Genomic DNA, 20,734 nt, shown 5'->3' on the forward strand with positions numbered 1-20,734 from the left:
AGAACATGAAAGTATTAGTGATTGGCAACGGCGGCCGCGAGCACGCGCTGGGATGGAAGGCGGCACAGTCTCCGCTGGTCGACACCGTCTACGTGGCGCCGGGTAACGCCGGCACCGCCCTGGAGCCTGCGCTGCAAAACGTGAATATCGGCGTGACCGATATTCCGGCGCTGCTGGACTTTGCACAGCGCGAAAAGATCGATCTGACCATCGTCGGCCCGGAAGCGCCGCTGGTGATTGGCATTGTCGATGCATTCCGCGCTGCGGGCCTGAAAATCTTCGGCCCGACCGAAGGCGCCGCCCAGCTGGAAGGCTCAAAAGCCTTTACCAAAGATTTCCTCGCGCGGCATAACATTCCGACCGCGGAATATCAGAACTTCACCGAAGTCGAACCGGCACTGGCCTATCTGCGCGAAAAAGGCGCCCCGATTGTTATCAAGGCGGACGGTCTGGCGGCCGGTAAAGGCGTGATTGTCGCGATGACGCTACAAGAAGCGGAAGAAGCGGTTCAGGATATGCTGGCCGGCAACGCATTTGGCGACGCGGGTCATCGGATCGTGATCGAAGAGTTCCTCGATGGTGAAGAAGCCAGCTTTATCGTCATGGTCGACGGCGAGCACGTCCTGCCGATGGCCACCAGCCAGGACCACAAACGCGTAGGCAATGGCGATACCGGTCCGAATACCGGCGGTATGGGCGCCTACTCACCCGCCCCGGTGGTCACGGATGAGGTGCATCAGCGCACGATGGATCGCATCATTTGGCCAACGGTCAAAGGCATGGCGGCGGAAGGCAATACCTATACCGGTTTCCTGTACGCCGGTCTGATGATCGACAAACAGGGCAATCCAAAAGTCATCGAGTTCAACTGCCGTTTCGGCGATCCGGAAACGCAGCCCATTATGCTGCGTATGAAATCCGATATGGTGGAGCTGTGCCTCGCCGCCTGTGACGGTAAGCTGGATGAGAAAACCTCCGAGTGGGACGATCGCGCCTCGCTTGGCGTGGTGGTTGCCGCAGGCGGCTATCCGGGCAACTACGCCACCGGCGACGAAATCTTCGGCCTGCCGCAGGAAGAAGCGGTGGATGGCAAGGTCTTCCATGCCGGGACGAAGCTTGCCGACGATCAGCGCGTGGTGACTAACGGCGGCCGCGTACTGTGCGTGACGGCATTGGGCGACACCGTAGCCCAGGCGCAGCAGCGTGCCTACGAACTCCTGACCGGTATTCATTGGGAAGGAAGCTTCAGCCGTAGCGATATCGGCTGGCGCGCTATTGCCCGCGAGCAACGCTAGCGTCTGAGCGTAACCTCATAACAGGCCTCATTAACGGGCGGCTTCATTCTGGAGTCGCCCGTTTTTTATCGTCAGCCCGCCAACCTGTCACGGAGGATGTGCGGCTACCCGCCTCAGAGAAGCGTATGGTGGAGGAGGACAGAGGGAATGGTAACCGCGCCGATAGCGCAAAGCGTCTCTGACAGGAGGTCAGAAGGTTTTTTCCTGCGGCTGCCAGGTACAGAAGTCTTCGTTGGCCACCAGCAAAAGCTGAGCGCCGTCTGAGGCTTCCAGCCACGCCACGCTCACCTCAACGGAGGAGTGATTCTGGCGGCGTTCAATATGGGCTAAGGCCCGCGCATCCAGATCCGGCTTCACGGTTTGCCCTTCACAGGTCGTCACCGTCTGGTTGGCATGCCAGCGCCCCTGACGCAGAACAACGCGCCCTTGTCGCAATGCGTCGCTGGTCCGGCGAATCTGCGTTGCCCGGTAGCGGTAAAGCGCCACCTGATCGCTGGAAAGCTGCTGTTTTTGTCCGTCCACTTCGCGCTGCATAAAGCTCAGTTCGCCCTGATCATCAAAACGGGCGCGAATGTGTTCCGTCGGTTTGCCGTAGACGTTGAGTTCGATAAGCGTGAGCCGGTCGCCCTGCCAGCGGTATTCGCTGGTTGAAGTGTTGCCGTGACGCCACGGGCTGAAGGCGGCAAGCAGATGCACTTCGCCGTTGGAGTCCAGACGCCAGATACGCATCGCGCCCTGGTTGTCCGCATACCCGCTGGCGGTAAAAGGTGGGACAGAAGAATCATGGCTACAGGCAGAGATCAGCACGACGCCTGCCAGCATCAATGCGCGACGCCAGATAGACAAAAGGGGCTTTAAGGCCCCTTCGTTAAAACTGTACACTGCCACGCGGTCTTACTTAACTGCGTCTTTCAGTGCTTTACCAGAAACAAACGCCGGCACGTTAGCAGCGGCAATTTTGATTTCGTTACCGGTCTGCGGGTTGCGGCCAGTACGCTCAGCGCGGTGGTTCACTTTGAAGGTACCGAAACCAACCAGTTGAACAGCATCACCTTCTTTCAGAGACTCAGTAATTGCAGCCAGGGTAGATTCCAGGGCAGCTTTTGCCTGTGCTTTGGACAGGTCAGCTTTGTCCGCAATTACATCAATCAGTTGAGTCTTGTTCATAAGTTATCCTTACAATGTGTTTATCGCTTGCTAAGCACCGAGTGCGACGGAAATGCCTGAAAAGCACTCTCCTGCATACACGCACCGATAGCCACTTTTTTTCGCCCTCCAAATGTAGACCAGACGGGGGGCGGAATGGAAGCCTTCAGACGCTACAATTCAGGCGGTAAATCACGTTTTCTGGTCTCACTGCTGAAAATTTATACCGATATTGCTCTCACCGGCTTCACGAAGGTCTGCACGCAGCCCTTTGATCAGTTCAATATCGCGTTCTTCACAGTCGGCCAGCAGGCGGAAAATTTCCCACTGAATATCCCATTCTTGCTCAACCGCCGGGTTCTCTTTGAGCTCTTCATCGGTCATTTCACGACCTGCCTGGGTCATTTCCAGCATCGCGACGGTCGTAATCGAACTCTTGCTCACCTCAATGGCGTGCTCAAGCGTTTCTCCGCTCAGACGCGAATGAATCAGTTCACTCAGAGCAACGCAGGCATCGATAGCCGGGTACACGCCGTACAGATCATAGTCGTCGGCCACCGGAATCGCCTCTTCCAGTTTTTCCAGCTGGCTATCGAAATTCACCTTCGCATCTTTGACGGTCAGAGTTTCCCAAATCAGATCGAGGATACGACGATACAGCTGGCCGTCGGCAAATCCGGTTTGCTGGCAGAACATCGCGTAATTGGGGTACATGCGCTCGCACAAACAGGCCATAAAGGTGACGTGCTGCCAGCTTTCCAGCTTCTCCAGGCGCAGATGAATCGGGTTTTGTAACATGATGAATTCTCGAAGTCAGAAATTAGCCGCAGTGTACCTGAATCAGCGGTGATTTGCTTGCCAACGCACAAATGCCGGACGCCGCGAGGCAACCGCATCGGCCCAGCGCGTAGGCTCCGGCAGGCGGTAGCCCTTGATGCAGCGCTGAACCCATGTCAACGCACTATCGAGCGCCACCCGGTGACCGGTGCTGACAAACAGCGGGTTGCAACGCGCTTTGCTGCGCCAGACCCACGCCAGCTGCTCGTTTTTATCCATCAGCGGCGCCAGCGCTCCCGGCTCATCGCCGGGCAGCATAAACTGACCGCACAGGCGCTTTTTTGCCACGCCAATGGTCGGAACATCCACCAGCAGGCCAAAATGGCTGGCGACGCCCAGGCGCCGGGGATGAGAAATCCCGTGGCCATCGACAAAGAGCAGGTCTGGTTTTTGTGCGAGCTGCTGCCATGCCGCCAGCAGCGCGGGCGTTTCACGAAAGGAGAGAAAACCGGGGATATACGGCATGGTGGTGGCAACGCGCGCCACCTGATACTCAACCAGTTCCAGAGATGGATAAGCGAGCAGCACAATAGCCGCCCGCGTCACTTCACCTTCTTGCTCGAAGCCAACGTCCGCACCGCCGATCAGCCGGGGAGGATCCCGATCCAGTCGATCCTCACGAATGACCAACGCGGCCAGCTCCTGCTGCCGTTCGCGTAGCGACGCCAGATCCATATTCGCTCCTTAGCGATGGTATTGCGCCGACAGCCGGTGCACCGCTTCTACAAATACGCCGGCGTGTTCAGGATTCACATCCTGATGGATGCCATGACCGAGGTTGAAGACATGGCCCTCTCCCTGACCAAAGCCGGCCAGTATGGTCGCGACTTCTTCTTCAATACGGCCCGCAGGCGCATAGAGCATGGAAGGGTCCATATTGCCCTGCAGCGCCACTTTGTGACCGACGCGGCGGCGCGCATCGGCGATATCGGTGGTCCAGTCGAGACCCAGCGCATCACAGCCGGTTTCGGCCATCGCTTCCAGCCACTGTCCGCCGCCTTTGGTGAATAAGGTCACCGGTACGCGGCGGCCTTCGTTTTCACGCAGCAGGCCATCAACGATTTTGTGCATGTAATAGAGCGAGAACTGCTGATAATCGCGGCCGGTCAGCACGCCACCCCAGGTATCAAAAATCATCACCGACTGGGCGCCCGCTTTGATTTGCGCGTTCAGGTACAGCGTGACGCTTTTGGCCAGCTTTTCGAGCAGCGCATGCAGCGCCTGCGGGTCGGCATACATCATTTTCTTGATCACAGTGAAGGCCTTGCTACTGCCCCCTTCAACCATATAGGTCGCCAGCGTCCACGGGCTACCGGAGAAACCAATCAGCGGAACCTCGCCTTTTAGTTCGCGGCGAATCGTCCGCACGGCGTTCATCACGTAACCGAGCTCATCTTCCGGATCGGGCACCGGCAGTTTGTCGACATCGGCTTTGCAGGTAATCGTCGAGGTGAAACGTGGGCCTTCGCCGGTTTCGAAATAGAGCCCCAGCCCCATTGCGTCAGGGATGGTCAAAATGTCCGAGAAGAGGATCGCCGCATCCAGCGCATAGCGGCGCAGCGGCTGCAATGTGACTTCGCAGGCCAGCTCGGCGTTTTTACACAGCGACATAAAGTCGCCCGCCTGGGCACGAGTGGCTTTGTACTCCGGTAAATAGCGGCCCGCCTGGCGCATCATCCACACCGGGGTCACATCAACGGGTTGGCGCAGCAGCGCACGCAGATAACGATCGTTCTTCAGTTCGGTCATTTTGCAGTTCCTTAAGCGTCAGGCCGTTATTGTATCACGTCATTCCTCGTCGGCCCGACACATTGCCACGGTGTCTTCTATCAGGCGGCGCGCTACGGTACCCGGCGGCGGCAGCAGCGGTAAATCGTCATAGCGATACCAGCCAGCCTGCAGCAGCTCTTTCTTGTCGATCACAATCTCGCCGCTGTCATATTCCGCCATAAATGCGGTCATCAGCGACTGCGGGAACGGCCACGGCTGGGAGGTCACGTAGCGCAGATTTTTCACCTTCAGACCGCACTCCTCCATCACCTCGCGGGCAACCGCCTGCTCCAGCGTCTCTCCCACTTCGACAAACCCGGCCAGCACCGTATGTACGCCATTGCGATGGCGGGTATGCTGTGCCAGCAAGATAGAATCGTCCCGGCGAATCGCCACGATCATGCAGGGCGCAATTTGCGGGTAATAACGTTCGCGGCAGTGGCTGCATAGCATCGCCCATTCGGTTTTGCTGGGATGCATAGGATGCCCGCAGTAGCCGCAGAATTTATGCGAGCGGTAAAATTCGGCCAGCTGGATCCCGCGTCCCGCCAGTTGAAACAGCCCCGGATCCTGATCCAATAACTGACGCAACGATCCCATATCATGCCGACGATCCTGGCGCACCATCCACACCGCGTCGCCTTGCCATTCGCCAATATGCAGTGCGTGCTGGCCGACAAGATTGAAATTTACCGCTTCGCCATGTGGTAATTCCCCGTCGGGTAACCATAATTTTTGTTCGTGACTGACGATCCACCAGCCGCGATCTAATTTTTCAATAATACGATCCATATCTATTGCACTACCTTCGTTTTACTGGCACTTTTAACATTATATTTACATTTTGGTGAGCAACGTTATTTTCTTAATCTTGCGGAGTCAACCATGTTAAACCAGCTGGAAAACCTAACGGAACGTGTTGGAGGCAGTAATGAACTGGTCGATCGCTGGCTGCATGTACGTAAGCATTTGCTCGTCGCTTACTACAAGCTGGTTGGCCTGAAACCAGGAAAAGAATCCTTTATGCGGCTTAACGAAAAGGCGCTGGATAGCTTTTGCCAAAGCCTGGTGGATTACCTCTCCTCCGGCCATTTTAGTATTTATGAACGTATTCTTGGCGAAATGGAAGGTGATACGCCACTTTTGGCGGCCACCAGACTCTATCCGCAGCTGGAAGCCAATACCCAGCAAATTATGGATTACTACGACTCCTGCCTCGAAAATGCTATCGATCATGATAATTATCTTGAGTTCCAGCAGGCGTTGTCCGATATCGGCGAAGCGCTGGAAGCCCGCTTTGCGCTGGAAGATAAGCTGATCGCCCTCGCCATTTCGTACAACCTGCGGGACAACGTCAGCGACAATATCGCGCCGACTGCTTGAGTTGTGAACCGTTAACGAGTAATTTACAGACATTCTCCCTCTGCGGAGGGAGCGTTATCTTGTCGGAGTGCCTATTTTCCACACTGGAAAAGGCTGAGACCGTTAATTCGGGATCCGCGGAACCTGATCAGGCTAATACCTGCGAAGGGAACAAGAGTAAACTGCAAAGAGCGGCCGTCCCTCAGGGACTAAACGCATCTGTTACTCCATCCGTCGTCTGACAAGCCATCTCCTTTTCATCTGGAATGAGCTATGTCTACAGAAAAACTGACCCGCCGACAGCAGCGCGAACGCGCTCAGCGTTTTATCGACACGCTTGAAGGCTCGGCCTTCCCCAACTCGCAGCGTATCTACATTCAGGGTTCGCAGGATGATATTCGCGTCCCGATGCGTGAAATCCAGCTTAGCCCCACGCTTATCGGCGGCGGCAAAGAAAATCCGCGCTATGAAGATAACGAAGCGATCCCGGTGTACGATACCTCCGGTCCCTACGGCGACCCCAATATCCCGATCGATGTCCACCAGGGTCTGGCAAAGCTGCGCCAGCCGTGGATTGACGCGCGTAACGATAGCGAACCGCTGAGCCATCGCAGCTCCGCTTACTCCCAGCAACGCCTGGCTGATGACGGCCTTGACGGGCTGCGCTTCAGCCGCCTGCTGACGCCAAAGCGGGCCAGAGCCGGCCGCCGCGTGACTCAGCTCCACTACGCCCGCCGGGGCCTCGTCACGCCGGAGATGGAGTTTATCGCCCTCCGCGAAAATATGGGCCGCGAGCGCATTCGTAGCGCAGTGCTGCGCCACCAGCACCCGGGAGAAGGGTTCGGCGCCCATCTGCCGGACAACATCACGCCGGAGTTTGTCCGCGACGAAGTGGCTGCCGGGCGCGCCATTATTCCCGCCAATATTAACCATCCCGAGTCGGAGCCGATGATCATCGGCCGTAATTTTCTGGTCAAAGTTAACGCCAATATCGGCAACTCCGCCGTCACCTCGTCCATTGAGGAGGAGGTCGAAAAGCTGGTGTGGTCAACCCGCTGGGGAGCGGATACGGTGATGGATCTCTCCACCGGCCGCTATATCCACGAAACCCGCGAGTGGATCCTGCGCAACAGTCCGGTGCCTATCGGTACGGTGCCGATCTATCAGGCGCTGGAAAAGGTCAACGGCATTGCCGAAGACCTGAGCTGGGAAGCCTTTCGCGACACCCTGCTGGAACAGGCGGAGCAAGGCGTTGACTACTTCACCATCCACGCCGGCGTCCTGCTGCGCTACGTGCCGCTGACCGCCAGACGCCTCACCGGTATTGTCTCCCGCGGCGGTTCGATCATGGCGAAATGGTGCCTGTCGCACCATCAGGAAAACTTCCTCTATCAGCACTTCCGCGAAATTTGTGAAATCTGCGCCGCCTATGACGTTTCGCTTTCGCTCGGCGACGGTCTGCGCCCGGGTTCGATCCAGGACGCCAACGATGAAGCGCAGTTTGCCGAGCTGCGAACCTTAGGCGAGCTGACGAAAATCGCCTGGGAGTACGACGTGCAGGTGATGATTGAAGGTCCGGGTCACGTGCCGATGCAGATGATCCGCCGCAACATGACCGAAGAGCTGGAGCACTGTCACGAAGCGCCGTTCTATACCCTCGGGCCGTTAACCACCGATATCGCTCCCGGCTACGATCACTTCACCTCCGGTATCGGCGCCGCGATGATCGGCTGGTTTGGCTGCGCGATGCTCTGCTACGTCACGCCGAAAGAGCACCTCGGGCTGCCGAATAAAGAGGACGTGAAGCAGGGGCTGATTACCTACAAAATCGCCGCCCACGCCGCCGACCTCGCCAAAGGCCATCCCGGGGCGCAGATCCGCGATAACGCCATGTCCAAAGCGCGTTTTGAGTTCCGCTGGGAGGATCAGTTCAACCTCGCCCTCGACCCGTTCACCGCCCGCGCCTGGCACGATGAAACCCTGCCGCAGGAGTCGGGAAAAGTCGCCCACTTCTGCTCCATGTGCGGACCCAAATTCTGTTCAATGAAAATCAGCCAGGAAGTGCGCGACTACGCCGCCCGCCAGGATATCGAAAGCGGAATGGCCGATATGTCGCAGAACTTCCGCGCTCGCGGCGGCGAAATCTATTTACGTAAGGAGCAAGCCTGATGTATCAACCCGATTTTCCGTCCGTCCCGTTCCGTTTAGGCCTCTATCCGGTTGTTGATAGCGTGGTATGGATTGAGCGCCTGCTGAAAGCCGGCGTGCGTACCCTTCAGCTGCGCATCAAAGATAAGCGCGACAGCGACGTTGAGGACGATGTGATCGCCGCTATCGCGCTCGGTCGTCAATATCATGCCCGGCTGTTTATCAACGACTACTGGCAGCTGGCCATTAAGCATCAGGCCTACGGCGTGCATCTGGGCCAGGAGGACCTGGAAACGACGGACCTGAGCGCGATCCGCAACGCCGGCCTGCGTCTTGGGGTCTCGACCCATGACGATATGGAGATCGACGTTGCGCTGGCCGCACGCCCCTCCTATATCGCCCTGGGCCACGTTTTTCCTACGCAAACCAAACAGATGCCTTCCGCCCCTCAGGGGCTGGAACAGCTTGCCCGCCATATCCAGCGTCTGGAAGATTATCCGACGGTGGCGATCGGCGGCATCAGCCTCGAACGCGCGCCAGCGGTACTGGGCACCGGCGTTGGCAGCATTGCCGTGGTCAGCGCAATCACCCAGACGGCGGACTGGCAGCAGGCTACCGCTCAACTGCTGACGATCGCGGGAGCCGGTGATGAATGACAATGATTTTATGCGCTATAGCCGCCAGCTGCTGCTGGAGGATATCGCCATCGAAGGGCAGCAAAAGCTGCTGGCCAGCCGGGTATTGATCGTCGGTCTCGGCGGGCTGGGCTCGCCTGCTGCGCTGTACCTGGCCGGGGCCGGTGTCGGCACGCTGGTGCTGGCCGATGACGACGACGTGCACGTCAGCAACCTACAGCGGCAAATTCTGTTTACCAGCGATGATATCGCGCAACCCAAAACCACGGCCGCCAGAGCAAGGCTCGCTCGTCTCAACCCGCAAATTGAACTGATTGCGCTGAAGCAGCGGTTAGGCGGAAAGGCCCTGCTGGATGAAGTGGCGAAGGCCGATGTGGTACTGGATTGCACCGATAATATGGTGACCCGCCAGGCGATCAATGCCGCCTGCGTCGCCCTTGCAACACCGTTGATTACCGCCAGCGCCGTCGGGCTGGGAGGCCAGCTGATGGTACTGACGCCGCCGTGGGAACAGGGCTGCTATCGCTGCCTGTGGCCGGATGCTAACGAGCCCGAACGCAACTGTCGTACGGCGGGCATTATCGGCCCGGTAGTCGGCATGATGGGTACCCTGCAGGCGCTGGAGGCTATCAAGCTGCTCAGCGGCATGGCAACGCCGCGTAATACTTTGCGGTTGTTCGATGCCCGCACCAGCAGCTGGCGCGCACTTGCATTACAGCGGGCTCAGGGTTGTCCAGTATGTGGAGGGCAGCATGCAGGTGTGGTTTAACGATGAACCGTTGCAGTGCGCCGAAGCGACATCCGTCGCCGCCCTGCTCACTCAGCTGGAACAGCATCAGCCGGGCGTCGCGCTGGCGCTCAATCAACACATCCTGCCGCGCGAGCGGTGGGAACACCATCTTCTGCAGGAAGGCGACCAAATCCTGCTTTTTCAGGTTATCGCCGGGGGCTGACATGTTACGTATTGCGGATAAAACATTTGAATCACATCTTTTCACCGGTACCGGTAAATTCGCCGCTCCCGACGTGATGGTGGAGGCCATTCGCGCCTCCGGCAGTCAGCTGGTGACGCTGGCAATGAAACGCGTCGATTTACGTCAGCATAATGACGCTATCCTCGCACCGCTACTGGCGGCTGGCGTGAGCCTGCTGCCCAATACCTCCGGGGCCAAAACGGCAGAAGAAGCCGTATTTGCCGCCCGTCTGGCGCGGGAAGCGTTGGGTACCCACTGGCTGAAGCTGGAAATCCATCCGGATGCGCGCTGGCTGCTCCCCGATCCGATTGAAACGCTGAAAGCGGCAGAAATTCTGGTACGGGAAGGCTTTGTGGTGCTGCCCTACTGCGGCGCCGATCCGGTACTGTGCAAGCGTCTGGAAGAGGCGGGCTGCGCGGCGGTGATGCCACTCGGCGCGCCGATCGGTTCCAACCAGGGGCTGGAAACCAGAGCGATGCTGGAAATTATTATCGAGCAGGCCACGGTACCTGTGGTGGTTGATGCCGGTATTGGCGTGCCGAGCCATGCAGCGCAGGCGCTGGAAATGGGTGCCGACGCGGTACTGGTGAATACCGCCATCGCCGTCGCCGACGACCCGGTCACCATGGCCCGGGCTTTCCGCCTGGCGATTGATGCCGGATTGCTGGCGCGACAGGCTGGCCCGGGGGCGCGCAGCGCGCAGGCGCAGGCCACCAGCCCACTGACCGGCTTTCTGGAGGCGCTGGTATGAATACCTTCACTGACCGCTGGCGGCAGCTGGACTGGGACGATATTCGCCTGCGTATCAACAGTAAAACCCCCGCCGACGTTGAACGCGCCCTGGCGGCAAAACAGCTCAGCCGCGACGATATGATGGCCCTGCTCTCTCCTGCCGCCGCGGGTTATCTGGAGCCGCTGGCGCAGCGTGCGCAGCGCCTGACTCGCCAGCGTTTTGGTAATACCGTCAGCTTTTATGTCCCGCTGTATCTCTCTAATCTGTGCGCCAACGATTGTACCTACTGCGGTTTCTCAATGAGTAACCGTATCAAGCGCAAGACTCTGGATGAGGCGGAAATTGCCCGTGAATGCGCGGCGATCCGCGAAATGGGCTTTGAGCATCTGCTGCTGGTGACCGGCGAACATCAAAGCAAAGTCGGCATGGACTATTTTCGCCAGCATCTGCCCGCGATTCGCCGCCAGTTCGCCTCGCTGCATATGGAGGTCCAGCCGCTGGCGATGGCGGAGTATGCCGAGCTGAAAACCCTCGGGCTGGACGGCGTGATGGTCTATCAGGAGACCTATCATGAAAGTATGTATGCGAAACATCATCTGAAAGGCAAAAAGCAGGATTTTTTCTGGCGACTGGATACGCCGGACAGGCTTGGAGAGGCGGGAATTGATAAGATTGGCCTTGGCGCATTAATTGGCCTCTCCGACAGCTGGCGCGTGGATTGCTTTATGGTGGCGGAACATCTGCTGTGGCTCCAGCAACGCTACTGGCGCAGCCGCTACTCCATCTCCTTTCCGCGATTACGCCCTTGCGCCGGGGGCATCGAGCCCGCCTCATTAATGGATGAACGGCAGCTGGTGCAAACCATTTGCGCCTTCCGCCTGCTGGCCCCGGAAGTGGAGCTCTCGCTTTCCACCCGTGAATCCCCCTGGTTCCGCGATCGGGTGATCCCGCTGGCCATCAACAACGTCAGTGCATTTTCGAAAACGCAGCCCGGCGGGTATGCCGATAACCATCCGGAGCTGGAGCAGTTCGCGCCTCACGATGACCGTCGCCCGGAAGAGGTTGCCAGCGCGCTGGTAGCCAGCGGACTGCAGCCGGTATGGAAAGACTGGGATAGCTGGCTGGGACGCGCTTCCCGCTCATCATGATGAGGAATGTAACGTCGTAAACGTTCTTCGTGGACGATCGTAATGAGAGAAACGGGAGATTGTGGTCATATTTCCGTTTCTCTATTCTGCCCTGGTCAGCAGCGGATGCTGACCAGGGCGAAACTTCTCTTCCTCATTTTCGCCCTGCTTCATCGCATTCATAGCTCTCACGATCGAAGATAAATCCCATCCTCCCGCTGGCCACAGTTATAATTAACCAGGCAACATCTGATTCGCTTGCCAGGCATTGCGACTAATCCTGCGCTTCTTCCCATGGAAAAAACCTTCTGGAACGATTTAAAACACATGGCTCGTCACAGTAGAAAGCTCTCTTTTACTATGCCAATTCTTATTGGCTTTGCCGGGATTTTACTCAGCTTTTTGCTGATCGCCGTATTCGTCACCACGACGCAGAGACAGAACTTTCTCGAGGACTATCACCACGTTAATCGCAATTTCACCCATAACCTGGCCGTGAACTATACGGAATCGCTGCTGCGTGGAAATGATTATATCCTCGCCAGGGCAACCAAGTTCTTTGCGAACAACGATAAGTTAAATCAGGCCATTAATATCGATCCGCAAAGTGGGTTGCAGGAATTAATGCAGCTGCAGGAGCTGATGCCAACCGTCTCTTCTATTTCGCTGGCGGATACCCAGGGCCATTACCTCCGGGCGCCTGAAGTGCTGGAAAATGATAACAGCCGCGCCTTCGATCCGAAGTCCAGACCGTGGTTTATCAAACAGGCGGAGGCCAGCACGTTCAGCCACTATACCAGTCCCTATCTGGATTTCTTTACACAGCATCCGACCATTACGCTCTATAAACCGGTCATCTCACCGGAAGGCCGGCTCAAAGGCAGCCTCGCATTTCATCTGGATCTGACCTCAATGGGATACGCTTTACGCCAGATGGTCGCACCTGTTCAGGGCGAGTTTTTCGTCGTGCAGCGCGACGGGAAAGTCGTACTCCATCCGGATACCGGCGCGCTTTTTAAACCCTATGTCCGCGACGATCTCATGGACAAAATGACCAGCGCCGAGGGTCAGCTGTATGACGAGAAAAAGGGCATCTGGTATTACTATTATTCGTTCACCAATCCAGACTGGTTTGTCATCTACCGCGTGGATAACACCACGCTGGTCGATTTAACCCGGTATGAAACCGATATCGTGCTTTGGGGGTTTGCCCTGGCCGCCATTGTGATTATTCTCTTTGGCCTCTATCTGCGCCACGCATCCCACACGGTGCTGATGAATATCATCAACGCGATTAAAACCGGCGACGTTAACCGTGCTCCGCGGCTGGAAGCGATGCTGAGTAAAGCCATCGAAAGTAATAAACAGCGCGAACTGATCTATGTCCGCCAGGCTACCATCGATGCGCTCACCGGCTGTAAAAACCGCCGCGCCTTCGACAGCGATACCGCCGCGCTAATGAACGATCATCAACCTTTCGCGCTGGCCCTGGTCGATATCGATAACTTCAAATCGATTAACGACACCTGGGGTCACCTCAACGGCGATATTGTTTTACGCAACGTCGCACGTGAAGGACTGCAAATCCTGCAACCTCAGAATATTTCACTCTACCGCTATGGCGGCGAAGAGTTTGCCGTGATTTTCACCGGCGAGCATATTGCCAATGCGCCGGCGATACTGGAAAGCTGGCGACTCAACATTGCCCAACGCACCTGGCGTGAAGAAGGACTGATGGTAACCTTCAGCGCGGGCCTGGGCGAATGGAATATGGAGCCTCTGGAGCAGCTAGTGGTGAGCGTTGATGAAGCGCTTTATAAAGCCAAGCAGCAGGGCAAAAACCGTATCGTCCGCGCTTAAAACCACCTGCATCTGCAGGCCCGTCAGCCCGGATTTTACTGTTTCCAACCCTAAAACCGAAACCGGTTTCATTATTTTGTGATGCCTTACACACAATCACGGCAAAGCGGTTGTCGTGTCTGTCGGCCCGCGATAAAGATGATGCATCAAGGGAACATAAGGGCCATCAACTATGAAGAATATCGTTTTATGCTGCGCCGCTGGAATGTCCACCAGCATGCTGGTTCAACGCATGCAGGCCGCGGCACAACAGAAAGGTGTGGAAGTCTCCATCAAAGCCGTACCGGTTGCCGAGTTTAAAGATAATCTTGCTACTGCCGATATTATCCTGCTCGGTCCTCAGGTGAAGTACGAGCAAGCTAAGCTCCAGGCGCTGGCCGACCCGTTTGGTAAAAAAGTCGCCGTTATCGATATGATGGATTACGGCATGATGAAAGGCGATGCTGTTCTCGATAAAGCCCTGAAGTTGATGGAGTAAGTCATGGAAGATTTAGAAACGATCATTATGGAGCTGTTGGTGAATGCGGGTTCTGCCCGCAGTTCGGCATTAACGGCTCTGCAGCTGGCCCGCAAAGGTGATTTTGCGGCTTCTGAGCAGGCAATGGCAGAATCACATGAGTTTGTGAAGCATGCGCATAAAATCCAGACCCAGCTCATCGGTCTCGATGAAGGCACAGGTAAGCTGCCGGTGAACCTGATTACCGTTCACTCCCAGGATCATCTGATGAATGCCATGGTGATACAGGATCTGGCAACCGATATGATTGAACTGTATCGTCGCACCGCGTAGTCAATAAATGCAGTGAATAGCAGGTGCCCGCCAGGCACCTGCTTTTTTTATTACAAGAAGCCGTAAAGCGCGGCGAAGACCCAGCCAAACACGCACGAAACGCTGACGCCAATGAGCCCCGGCAGAATAAAGCTATGGTTAATCACAAAGCGGCCGATATGCGTCGTCCCTGAGCGATCGAACTGAATCGCCGCCAGGTCGCTCGGGTAGGTTGGCAGAATATAATAGCCATAGCAGGCTGGCGCGGAGGCGACAATGTAGGCCGGATCGACGCCAATCGCCAGCGCCACCGGGACAATCGCCGCCAGCGCTGCGGCCTGGGAATTGACAAACTTGGAGACCAGCAGCAGTACGATGGCATAGGCCCACGGATACTCCTTCACCATTTCGCCGAGCACGCCTTTAATCTCCGTCATGTGCGCGCCGAACATCGTTTCCGCCATCCAGGCAATACCGTACACCGCCACAATGGCGATCATCCCCGAGCGGAAAACCTCATTCTTAGAAATCGACGCCGGGTTAGTTTTGGTGATGATGATGATGAGTGCGCCGGAGAGCAGCATGAACATCTGAATCACCAGTACCATCGACAGCGGCTTGCCGTTGAATGCCGGGCGCAGTTCGGAGAAGGCCCCCAGAACGGCAACCACGGCAATCGACGCCAGGAAGATCCACATGGCGACCCAGTTACTGGTCGGCAGTTTTCGATCCAGCAGCGTTGCCGTATCGCCATAAACATAATGACGGTTTTCCGGCGTTGAGATGAAAGCCTGAAACGCGTCGTCTTTATCTAAGTCTTTACCGCGAAACCAGCTAAAAATACCGATTGCCAGAATCCCCAGCAGCGTAGAGGGAATGGTAATAGCCAGCAGATCGAGAAATTCGAGATGCTTACCGTTGAAGGTAAAGTTGCCCAGCATCGCCACCAGTGACACCACCGCTACGGACACCGGACTGGCGATAATCCCCATCTGTGCGCCAATGGAGCTGGCCGCCATCGGGCGCTCGGGACGAATATTGTTCTTGATAGCGACGTCATAAATAATCGGCAAAATCGTATAAACCACGTGGCCGGTGCCGCAAAGAATGGTCAGCGTACAGGTGACGAAAGGAGCCACAATGGAGACATATTTTGGATTGCGCCGCAGAAGTTTCTCAGCGATCTGCAGCATCACATCTAACCCGCCGGAAGCCTGAAGCGTCGCCGAAGCGGCAACAACCGCAATAATCACCAGCATCACATCAACCGGTGGCTTACCCGGCTGAAGATGAAAGACAAAGACCAAAATAACCAGCCCGATACCGCCTAAAAGACCCAGTGCGATACCGCCCTTTCTGGCACCATAAAAGAGACAAATTAAGATAATGATGAGTTGTATTGCGAATTCCATGCATCCCCCAGCCCCTGGCTATGAAAATCAAAAGACTTATCTTCTGCTGCCGTATTATTTAGCCATCTCCCGCATCGCGTTTTACGGGTATAAACCGCCCTCCTCGGCTTTATGAACCCGAAGATAAAAGAAAAAGTAATCACATGATTAATTGGACTTTTTGACTATATCGCCTTTGATTTGCTGATTTTTTGATACGTGTAGAATTTTTACCCATCAATAAGTGTGGGTATTAAGAAAAAACAGCCAGCCAACTTTTATATGAATTGTTTGCTGCTTAATTGAGGGGGAAATATTAATGGAATGTAATTCATTATGAGGGGACGGAAGCGGATATTATCGTGGCAGATGTCGGGATAATAAAAAAGCCAGTCAGGAGACCTGACTGGCTTTTTAAGCGTAGCGTCAACGATTAATCGTTGTCGGAACCGCCCAGACCTGCGTTCAGCAGTTCTGCCAGGTTAGCAGAAGCTTCTTCCACGCTCACCTGAGGTGCTGCAGGCTGTTCGCCCGCGGCGCGGCGGCGCATACGATCCTGGTGGTACGCATAGCCGGTACCCGCCGGGATCAGACGACCGACGATAACGTTCTCTTTCAGGCCGCGCAGTTCGTCGCGTTTGCCCGCAACGGCTGCTTCGGTCAGGACACGCGTGGTCTCCTGGAACGATGCGGCAGAGATGAACGACTCGGTTGCCAGAGACGCTTTGGTGATACCCAGCAGGTCGCGGGAGTAAGTCGCCGCCACTTTGCCGTTCGCTTCCAGATCGCGGTTAGCAATCTTGACGCGGGAGTATTCAACCTGTTCGCCTTCCAGGAAGTCGGAGCTACCTGCGCTTTCGATGGTCGCTTTGCGCAGCATCTGACGAACGATAACTTCGATGTGCTTATCGTTAATCTTAACGCCTTGCAGACGGTAAACGTCCTGTACTTCGTTGGTGATATAACGCGTTACCGCGTGTACGCCACGAAGACGCAGAATGTCGTGCGGTGCTTCCGGACCGTCGGAAACCACATCACCACGTTCTACACGTTCACCTTCGAACACGTTCAGCTGACGCCATTTCGGAATCATCTCTTCGTACGGATCGCTGCCGTCTAACGGAGTGATAACCAGACGACGTTTGCCTTTGGTTTCTTTACCGAAGGAAATGATACCGCTGATTTCCGCCAGGATAGCCGGCTCTTTCGGACGACGTGCTTCGAACAGGTCCGCAACGCGCGGCAGACCACCGGTGATGTCCTTGGTACCGCTGGATTCCTGAGGAATACGCGCCAGAGCGTCACCCGCACTGATCTGTACGCCATCTTCCAGCTGGACAATCGCTTTGCCCGGCAGGAAGTACTGAGCAGGCATATCGGTACCTGGGATCAGAACGTCGTTGCCCTGTGCATCAACAATTTTCAGCGCTGGACGCAGATCTTTACCGCCCGCGGTACGTTCTGCAGAATCCAGAACAACCAGGGATGACAGACCGGTTAATTCGTCGGTCTGACGGGTAATGGTCTGGCCGTCAATCATGTCAGTAAAGCGGATGAAACCACTAACTTCAGAGATAACCGGCATGGTGTGCGGATCCCAGTTTGCCACGGTTTCACCGCCGGCAACCTGCTCGCCATCGCCTTTCGCCATAACGGCGCCGTAAGGCACTTTATAGCTTTCTTTAGTACGACCGAATTCGTCGATCAGCTTCAGTTCGGTGTTACGCGAGGTCACAACCAGCTTGCCAGCGGAGTTCACAACCGACTTGGCGTTAGACAGCTTGATGCTACCCTTGTTTTTCACCTGAATGCTGGATTCAGCAGCCGCACGAGATGCCGCACCACCGATGTGGAACGTACGCATCGTCAGCTGTGTACCCGGCTCACCGATGGACTGTGCCGCGATAACGCCGATTGCTTCACCTTTGTTGATGATGTGGCCACGCGCCAGGTCACGACCGTAGCAGTGCGCACATACACCAAAGTCGGTGTCACAGGATACAACGGAACGCACTTTGACGGAGTCAACGGAGTTCTCTTCCAGCAGGTCACACCAGTGCTCGTGCAGCAGCGTGTTGCGTGGAACCAGAATGTCCGCGGTACCCGGCTTCAGAACGTCTTCAGCGGTCACACGACCCAGTACGCGATCGCGCAGCGGCTCTTTAACATCGCCACCCTCGATAACCGGGGTCATGGTGATGCCTTCCAGGGTGCCACAGTCATCTTCAGTGACAACCAGATCCTGGGCAACGTCAACCAGACGACGGGTCAGGTAACCGGAGTTCGCTGTTTTCAGTGCGGTATCCGCCAGACCTTTACGCGCACCGTGAGTAGAGATGAAGTACTGGAGTACGTTCAGACCTTCACGGAAGTTCGCGGTGATTGGCGTTTCGATGATGGAGCCATCCGGCTTCGCCATCAGACCACGCATACCCGCCAGCTGACGAATCTGTGCCGCAGAACCACGCGCACCGGAGTCGGCCATCATGTAGATGCTGTTGAAGGAAACCTGCTGCTCTTCGACGCCGTCACGGTTAATCACGGTTTCGGTTTGCAGGTTATCCATCATCGCTTTGGATACACGATCGTTCGCCGCAGCCCAGATATCGATAACTTTGTTATAGCGTTCGCCCGCGGTAACCAGACCGGACTGGAACTGTTCCTGGATCTCAGCAACTTCGGCTTCCGCCTCAGAGATGATCTCGTGTTTTTTCTCCGGGATGACCATGTCATCAATACCAACGGATGCACCTGAACGCGCTGCATAAGCAAAGCCGGTGTACATCGTCTGGTCCGCAAAAATAACGGTCGGTTTCAGGCCCAGAATACGGTAGCAGGTATTCAGCATCTTAGAGATGGCTTTCTTACCCAGCGCCTGGTTCACGATAGAGAACGGCAGACCTTTCGGCACGATCATCCACAGAATCGCACGGCCAACGGTCGTGTCTTTCAGGCTGGTTTTCGCAACGAACTGGCCGTTTTCATCTTTTTCGTATTCGGTGATACGCACTTTAACGCGCGCATGCAGAGAGGCCAGACCGGCGCGATAAATACGCTCCGCTTCTTTCGGGCCAGTCAGCACCATGCCTTCGCCTTTGGCGTTAACACAGTCACGGGTCATGTAGTACAGACCCAGTACAACGTCCTGAGACGGAACGATGATTGGTTCGCCGTTCGCCGGGGACAGGATGTTGTTGGTAGACATCATCAGCGCACGCGCTTCGAGCTGGGCTTCCAGCGTCAGCGGTACGTGAACAGCCATCTGGTCACCATCGAAGTCGGCGTTATAGGCCGCACAAACCAGCGGGTGCAGCTGGATAGCTTTACCTTCGATCAGTACCGGTTCAAATGCCTGGATACCCAAACGGTGCAGGGTTGGTGCACGGTTCAGCAGTACCGGGTGTTCGCGGATAACTTCGTCCAGGATATCCCAGACAACCGCTTCTTCGCGCTCAACCATTTTCTTCGCGGCTTTGATGGTGGTGGCCAGGCCACGCAGTTCCAGCTTGCCGTAAATGAACGGTTTGAACAGCTCCAGCGCCATTTTCTTCGGCAGACCGCACTGATGCAGACGCAGGTATGGACCTACGGTGATAACAGAACGACCGGAGTAGTCAACACGCTTACCGAGCAGGTTCTGACGGAAACGACCCTGTTTACCTTTGATCATGTCGGCCAAAGATTTCAGAGGACGCTTGTTAGAACCGGTGATCGCACGACCGCGACGACCGTTATCCAGCAGGGCATCAACCGCTTCCTGCAGCATACGTTTTTCGTTGCGTACGATGATATCCGGCGCAGCCAGATCCAGCAGACGTTTCAGACGGTTGTTACGGTTAATGACGCGACGATACAGATCGTTCAGGTCAGAAGTCGCGAAACGACCACCATCCAGCGGTACCAGCGGACGCAGATCTGGCGGCAGAACCGGCAGAACGGTCAGGATCATCCACTCCGGCTTGTTGCCAGACTGAACGAACGCTTCCAGCAGCTTGATACGCTTGGTCAGCTTTTTACGTTTGGTTTCGGAGTTAGTTTCGTTCAGCTCTTCACGCAGCTGCTCGCACTCTTGCTCCAGATCCATGCTTTTCAGCAGGGCCTGAATAGCTTCCGCACCCATCTTCGCATCGAATTCGTCACCAAACTCTTCCAGCGCATCCAGATACTGCTCTTCAGTCAGGATCTGATTACGTTCCAGGTTGGTCATCCCGCCTTCGATAACCACATAGGATTCGAAGTACAGAACACGTTCGATATCGCGCAGCGGCATATCCAGCAGCAGGCCGATACGGGACGGCAGCGATTTCAGGAACCAAATGTGGGCGGTCGGAGAGGCCAGTTCGATGTGGCCCATGCGCTCACGACGCACTTTGGTCTGGGTCACTTCAACGCCGCACTTCTCACAGATAACACCACGGTGTTTCAGGCGCTTGTACTTACCGCACAGGCACTCGTAATCTTTTACCGGCCCAAAGATACGGGCGCAGAAAAGGCCGTCACGCTCTGGTTTGAACGTACGGTAGTTAATGGTTTCCGGCTTTTTAACTTCACCAAAAGACCATGAACGGATCATGTCTGGCGATGCCAGAGCAATTTTGATCGCATCAAACTCTTCGGTTTTAGTTTGCGCTTTCAGAAACTTTAATAAGTCTTTCACGGATTTGCTCCCGTCGGAGTTAGCACAATC

The 20,734-nt window shown here is 56.0% G+C and carries 19 protein-coding genes and 1 riboswitch; of the genes, 11 read left to right on the forward strand and 8 right to left on the reverse strand.

What is annotated here, in order from left to right; all coding sequences use genetic code 11:
* The first annotated feature begins 5 nt into the window (after window positions 1–5).
* Window positions 6–1,295 carry a phosphoribosylamine--glycine ligase gene (purD, locus tag DSD31_RS24445; protein WP_015585383.1) on the forward strand — a complete coding sequence of 430 codons (1,290 nt, stop codon included), beginning with the start codon at window positions 6–8 and terminating at the stop codon, window positions 1,293–1,295.
* Between the two features lie 189 nt (window positions 1,296–1,484).
* Here the strand turns inward: purD and DSD31_RS24450 are convergent, their stop codons facing one another.
* From DSD31_RS24450 to nudC, 6 genes are all read right to left on the reverse strand, one after another.
* Window positions 1,485–2,177 carry a DUF1481 domain-containing protein gene (locus DSD31_RS24450; protein ID WP_015585384.1) on the reverse strand — a complete coding sequence of 231 codons (693 nt, stop codon included), beginning with the start codon at window positions 2,175–2,177 and terminating at the stop codon, window positions 1,485–1,487.
* Between the two features lie 12 nt (window positions 2,178–2,189).
* Window positions 2,190–2,462 carry a nucleoid-associated protein HU-alpha gene (hupA, locus tag DSD31_RS24455; protein WP_004097675.1) on the reverse strand — a complete coding sequence of 91 codons (273 nt, stop codon included), beginning with the start codon at window positions 2,460–2,462 and terminating at the stop codon, window positions 2,190–2,192.
* A gap of 186 nt (window positions 2,463–2,648) precedes the next feature.
* Window positions 2,649–3,239: a YjaG family protein gene (locus tag DSD31_RS24460; protein ID WP_004118446.1), complete on the reverse strand. Its 591-nt coding sequence runs from the start codon at window positions 3,237–3,239 to the stop codon at window positions 2,649–2,651.
* A gap of 42 nt (window positions 3,240–3,281) precedes the next feature.
* Window positions 3,282–3,953: a deoxyribonuclease V gene (gene nfi, locus DSD31_RS24465; protein WP_086817456.1), complete on the reverse strand. Its 672-nt coding sequence runs from the start codon at window positions 3,951–3,953 to the stop codon at window positions 3,282–3,284.
* Between the two features lie 9 nt (window positions 3,954–3,962).
* Window positions 3,963–5,027 carry a uroporphyrinogen decarboxylase gene (hemE, locus tag DSD31_RS24470; protein WP_004118444.1) on the reverse strand — a complete coding sequence of 355 codons (1,065 nt, stop codon included), beginning with the start codon at window positions 5,025–5,027 and terminating at the stop codon, window positions 3,963–3,965.
* A 39-nt stretch (window positions 5,028–5,066) separates the two neighbouring features.
* Window positions 5,067–5,840, reverse strand: a complete 774-nt coding sequence (gene nudC / locus DSD31_RS24475; protein WP_004118443.1) for an NAD(+) diphosphatase — start codon at window positions 5,838–5,840, stop codon at window positions 5,067–5,069.
* Between the two features lie 93 nt (window positions 5,841–5,933).
* Between nudC and DSD31_RS24480 the strand changes: the two genes are divergently transcribed.
* From DSD31_RS24480 to DSD31_RS24525, 10 genes are all read left to right on the forward strand, one after another.
* Entirely contained in the window at window positions 5,934–6,431 is a 498-nt protein-coding gene (locus DSD31_RS24480; protein WP_004118442.1) for an Rsd/AlgQ family anti-sigma factor, read from the forward strand.
* Between the two features lie 53 nt (window positions 6,432–6,484).
* Window positions 6,485–6,598, forward strand: a riboswitch (TPP riboswitch).
* 85 nt (window positions 6,599–6,683) lie between these two features.
* Window positions 6,684–8,579, forward strand: coding sequence for a phosphomethylpyrimidine synthase ThiC (gene thiC, locus DSD31_RS24485; RefSeq protein ID WP_113991356.1), 1,896 nt, complete (start codon window positions 6,684–6,686; stop codon window positions 8,577–8,579).
* The gene (gene thiE / locus DSD31_RS24490; RefSeq protein ID WP_004118440.1) at window positions 8,579–9,214 is read left to right on the forward strand and encodes a thiamine phosphate synthase; all 636 of its coding nucleotides are present in this window, start codon (window positions 8,579–8,581) and stop codon (window positions 9,212–9,214) included. Before thiC ends, thiE begins: the two co-directional genes overlap by 1 nt.
* Window positions 9,207–9,962, forward strand: a complete 756-nt coding sequence (locus DSD31_RS24495; RefSeq protein WP_004118439.1) for a HesA/MoeB/ThiF family protein — start codon at window positions 9,207–9,209, stop codon at window positions 9,960–9,962. The genes thiE and DSD31_RS24495 overlap by 8 nt, the downstream gene beginning before the upstream one ends.
* Window positions 9,946–10,146: a sulfur carrier protein ThiS gene (gene thiS / locus DSD31_RS24500; RefSeq protein ID WP_004118436.1), complete on the forward strand. Its 201-nt coding sequence runs from the start codon at window positions 9,946–9,948 to the stop codon at window positions 10,144–10,146. The genes DSD31_RS24495 and thiS overlap by 17 nt, the downstream gene beginning before the upstream one ends.
* 1 nt (window position 10,147) lies before the next feature.
* Window positions 10,148–10,918, forward strand: coding sequence for a thiazole synthase (thiG, locus tag DSD31_RS24505; RefSeq protein ID WP_032718525.1), 771 nt, complete (start codon window positions 10,148–10,150; stop codon window positions 10,916–10,918).
* Complete coding sequence (gene thiH, locus DSD31_RS24510; RefSeq protein ID WP_004118432.1) at window positions 10,915–12,048, forward strand: 2-iminoacetate synthase ThiH; 1,134 nt, start codon at window positions 10,915–10,917, stop codon at window positions 12,046–12,048. Before thiG ends, thiH begins: the two co-directional genes overlap by 4 nt.
* A gap of 306 nt (window positions 12,049–12,354) precedes the next feature.
* On the forward strand, window positions 12,355–13,887 hold the full coding sequence (locus DSD31_RS24515) for a sensor domain-containing diguanylate cyclase (protein WP_032724313.1): 1,533 nt from the start codon (window positions 12,355–12,357) through the stop codon (window positions 13,885–13,887).
* A gap of 172 nt (window positions 13,888–14,059) precedes the next feature.
* Window positions 14,060–14,365, forward strand: a complete 306-nt coding sequence (locus tag DSD31_RS24520) for a PTS sugar transporter subunit IIB (RefSeq protein ID WP_004118425.1) — start codon at window positions 14,060–14,062, stop codon at window positions 14,363–14,365.
* Window positions 14,366–14,368: 3 nt separating this feature from the next.
* Window positions 14,369–14,677, forward strand: a complete 309-nt coding sequence (locus DSD31_RS24525) for a PTS lactose/cellobiose transporter subunit IIA (protein ID WP_004118423.1) — start codon at window positions 14,369–14,371, stop codon at window positions 14,675–14,677.
* Window positions 14,678–14,727: 50 nt separating this feature from the next.
* On the opposite strand, the gene DSD31_RS24530 is transcribed toward DSD31_RS24525, so the two are convergent.
* Together DSD31_RS24530 and rpoC are read right to left on the reverse strand one after the other, a co-directional pair.
* Entirely contained in the window at window positions 14,728–16,068 is a 1,341-nt protein-coding gene (locus tag DSD31_RS24530) for an anaerobic C4-dicarboxylate transporter (RefSeq protein ID WP_004118421.1), read from the reverse strand.
* 412 nt (window positions 16,069–16,480) lie between these two features.
* Window positions 16,481–20,704, reverse strand: coding sequence for a DNA-directed RNA polymerase subunit beta' (gene rpoC / locus DSD31_RS24535; RefSeq protein ID WP_015585387.1), 4,224 nt, complete (start codon window positions 20,702–20,704; stop codon window positions 16,481–16,483).
* Between the last annotated feature and the right edge of the window lie 30 nt (window positions 20,705–20,734).

This window comes from Klebsiella sp. X13 (assembly GCF_003323835.1).
Taxonomy (GTDB): Bacteria; Pseudomonadota; Gammaproteobacteria; order Enterobacterales; family Enterobacteriaceae; genus Klebsiella; species Klebsiella ornithinolytica.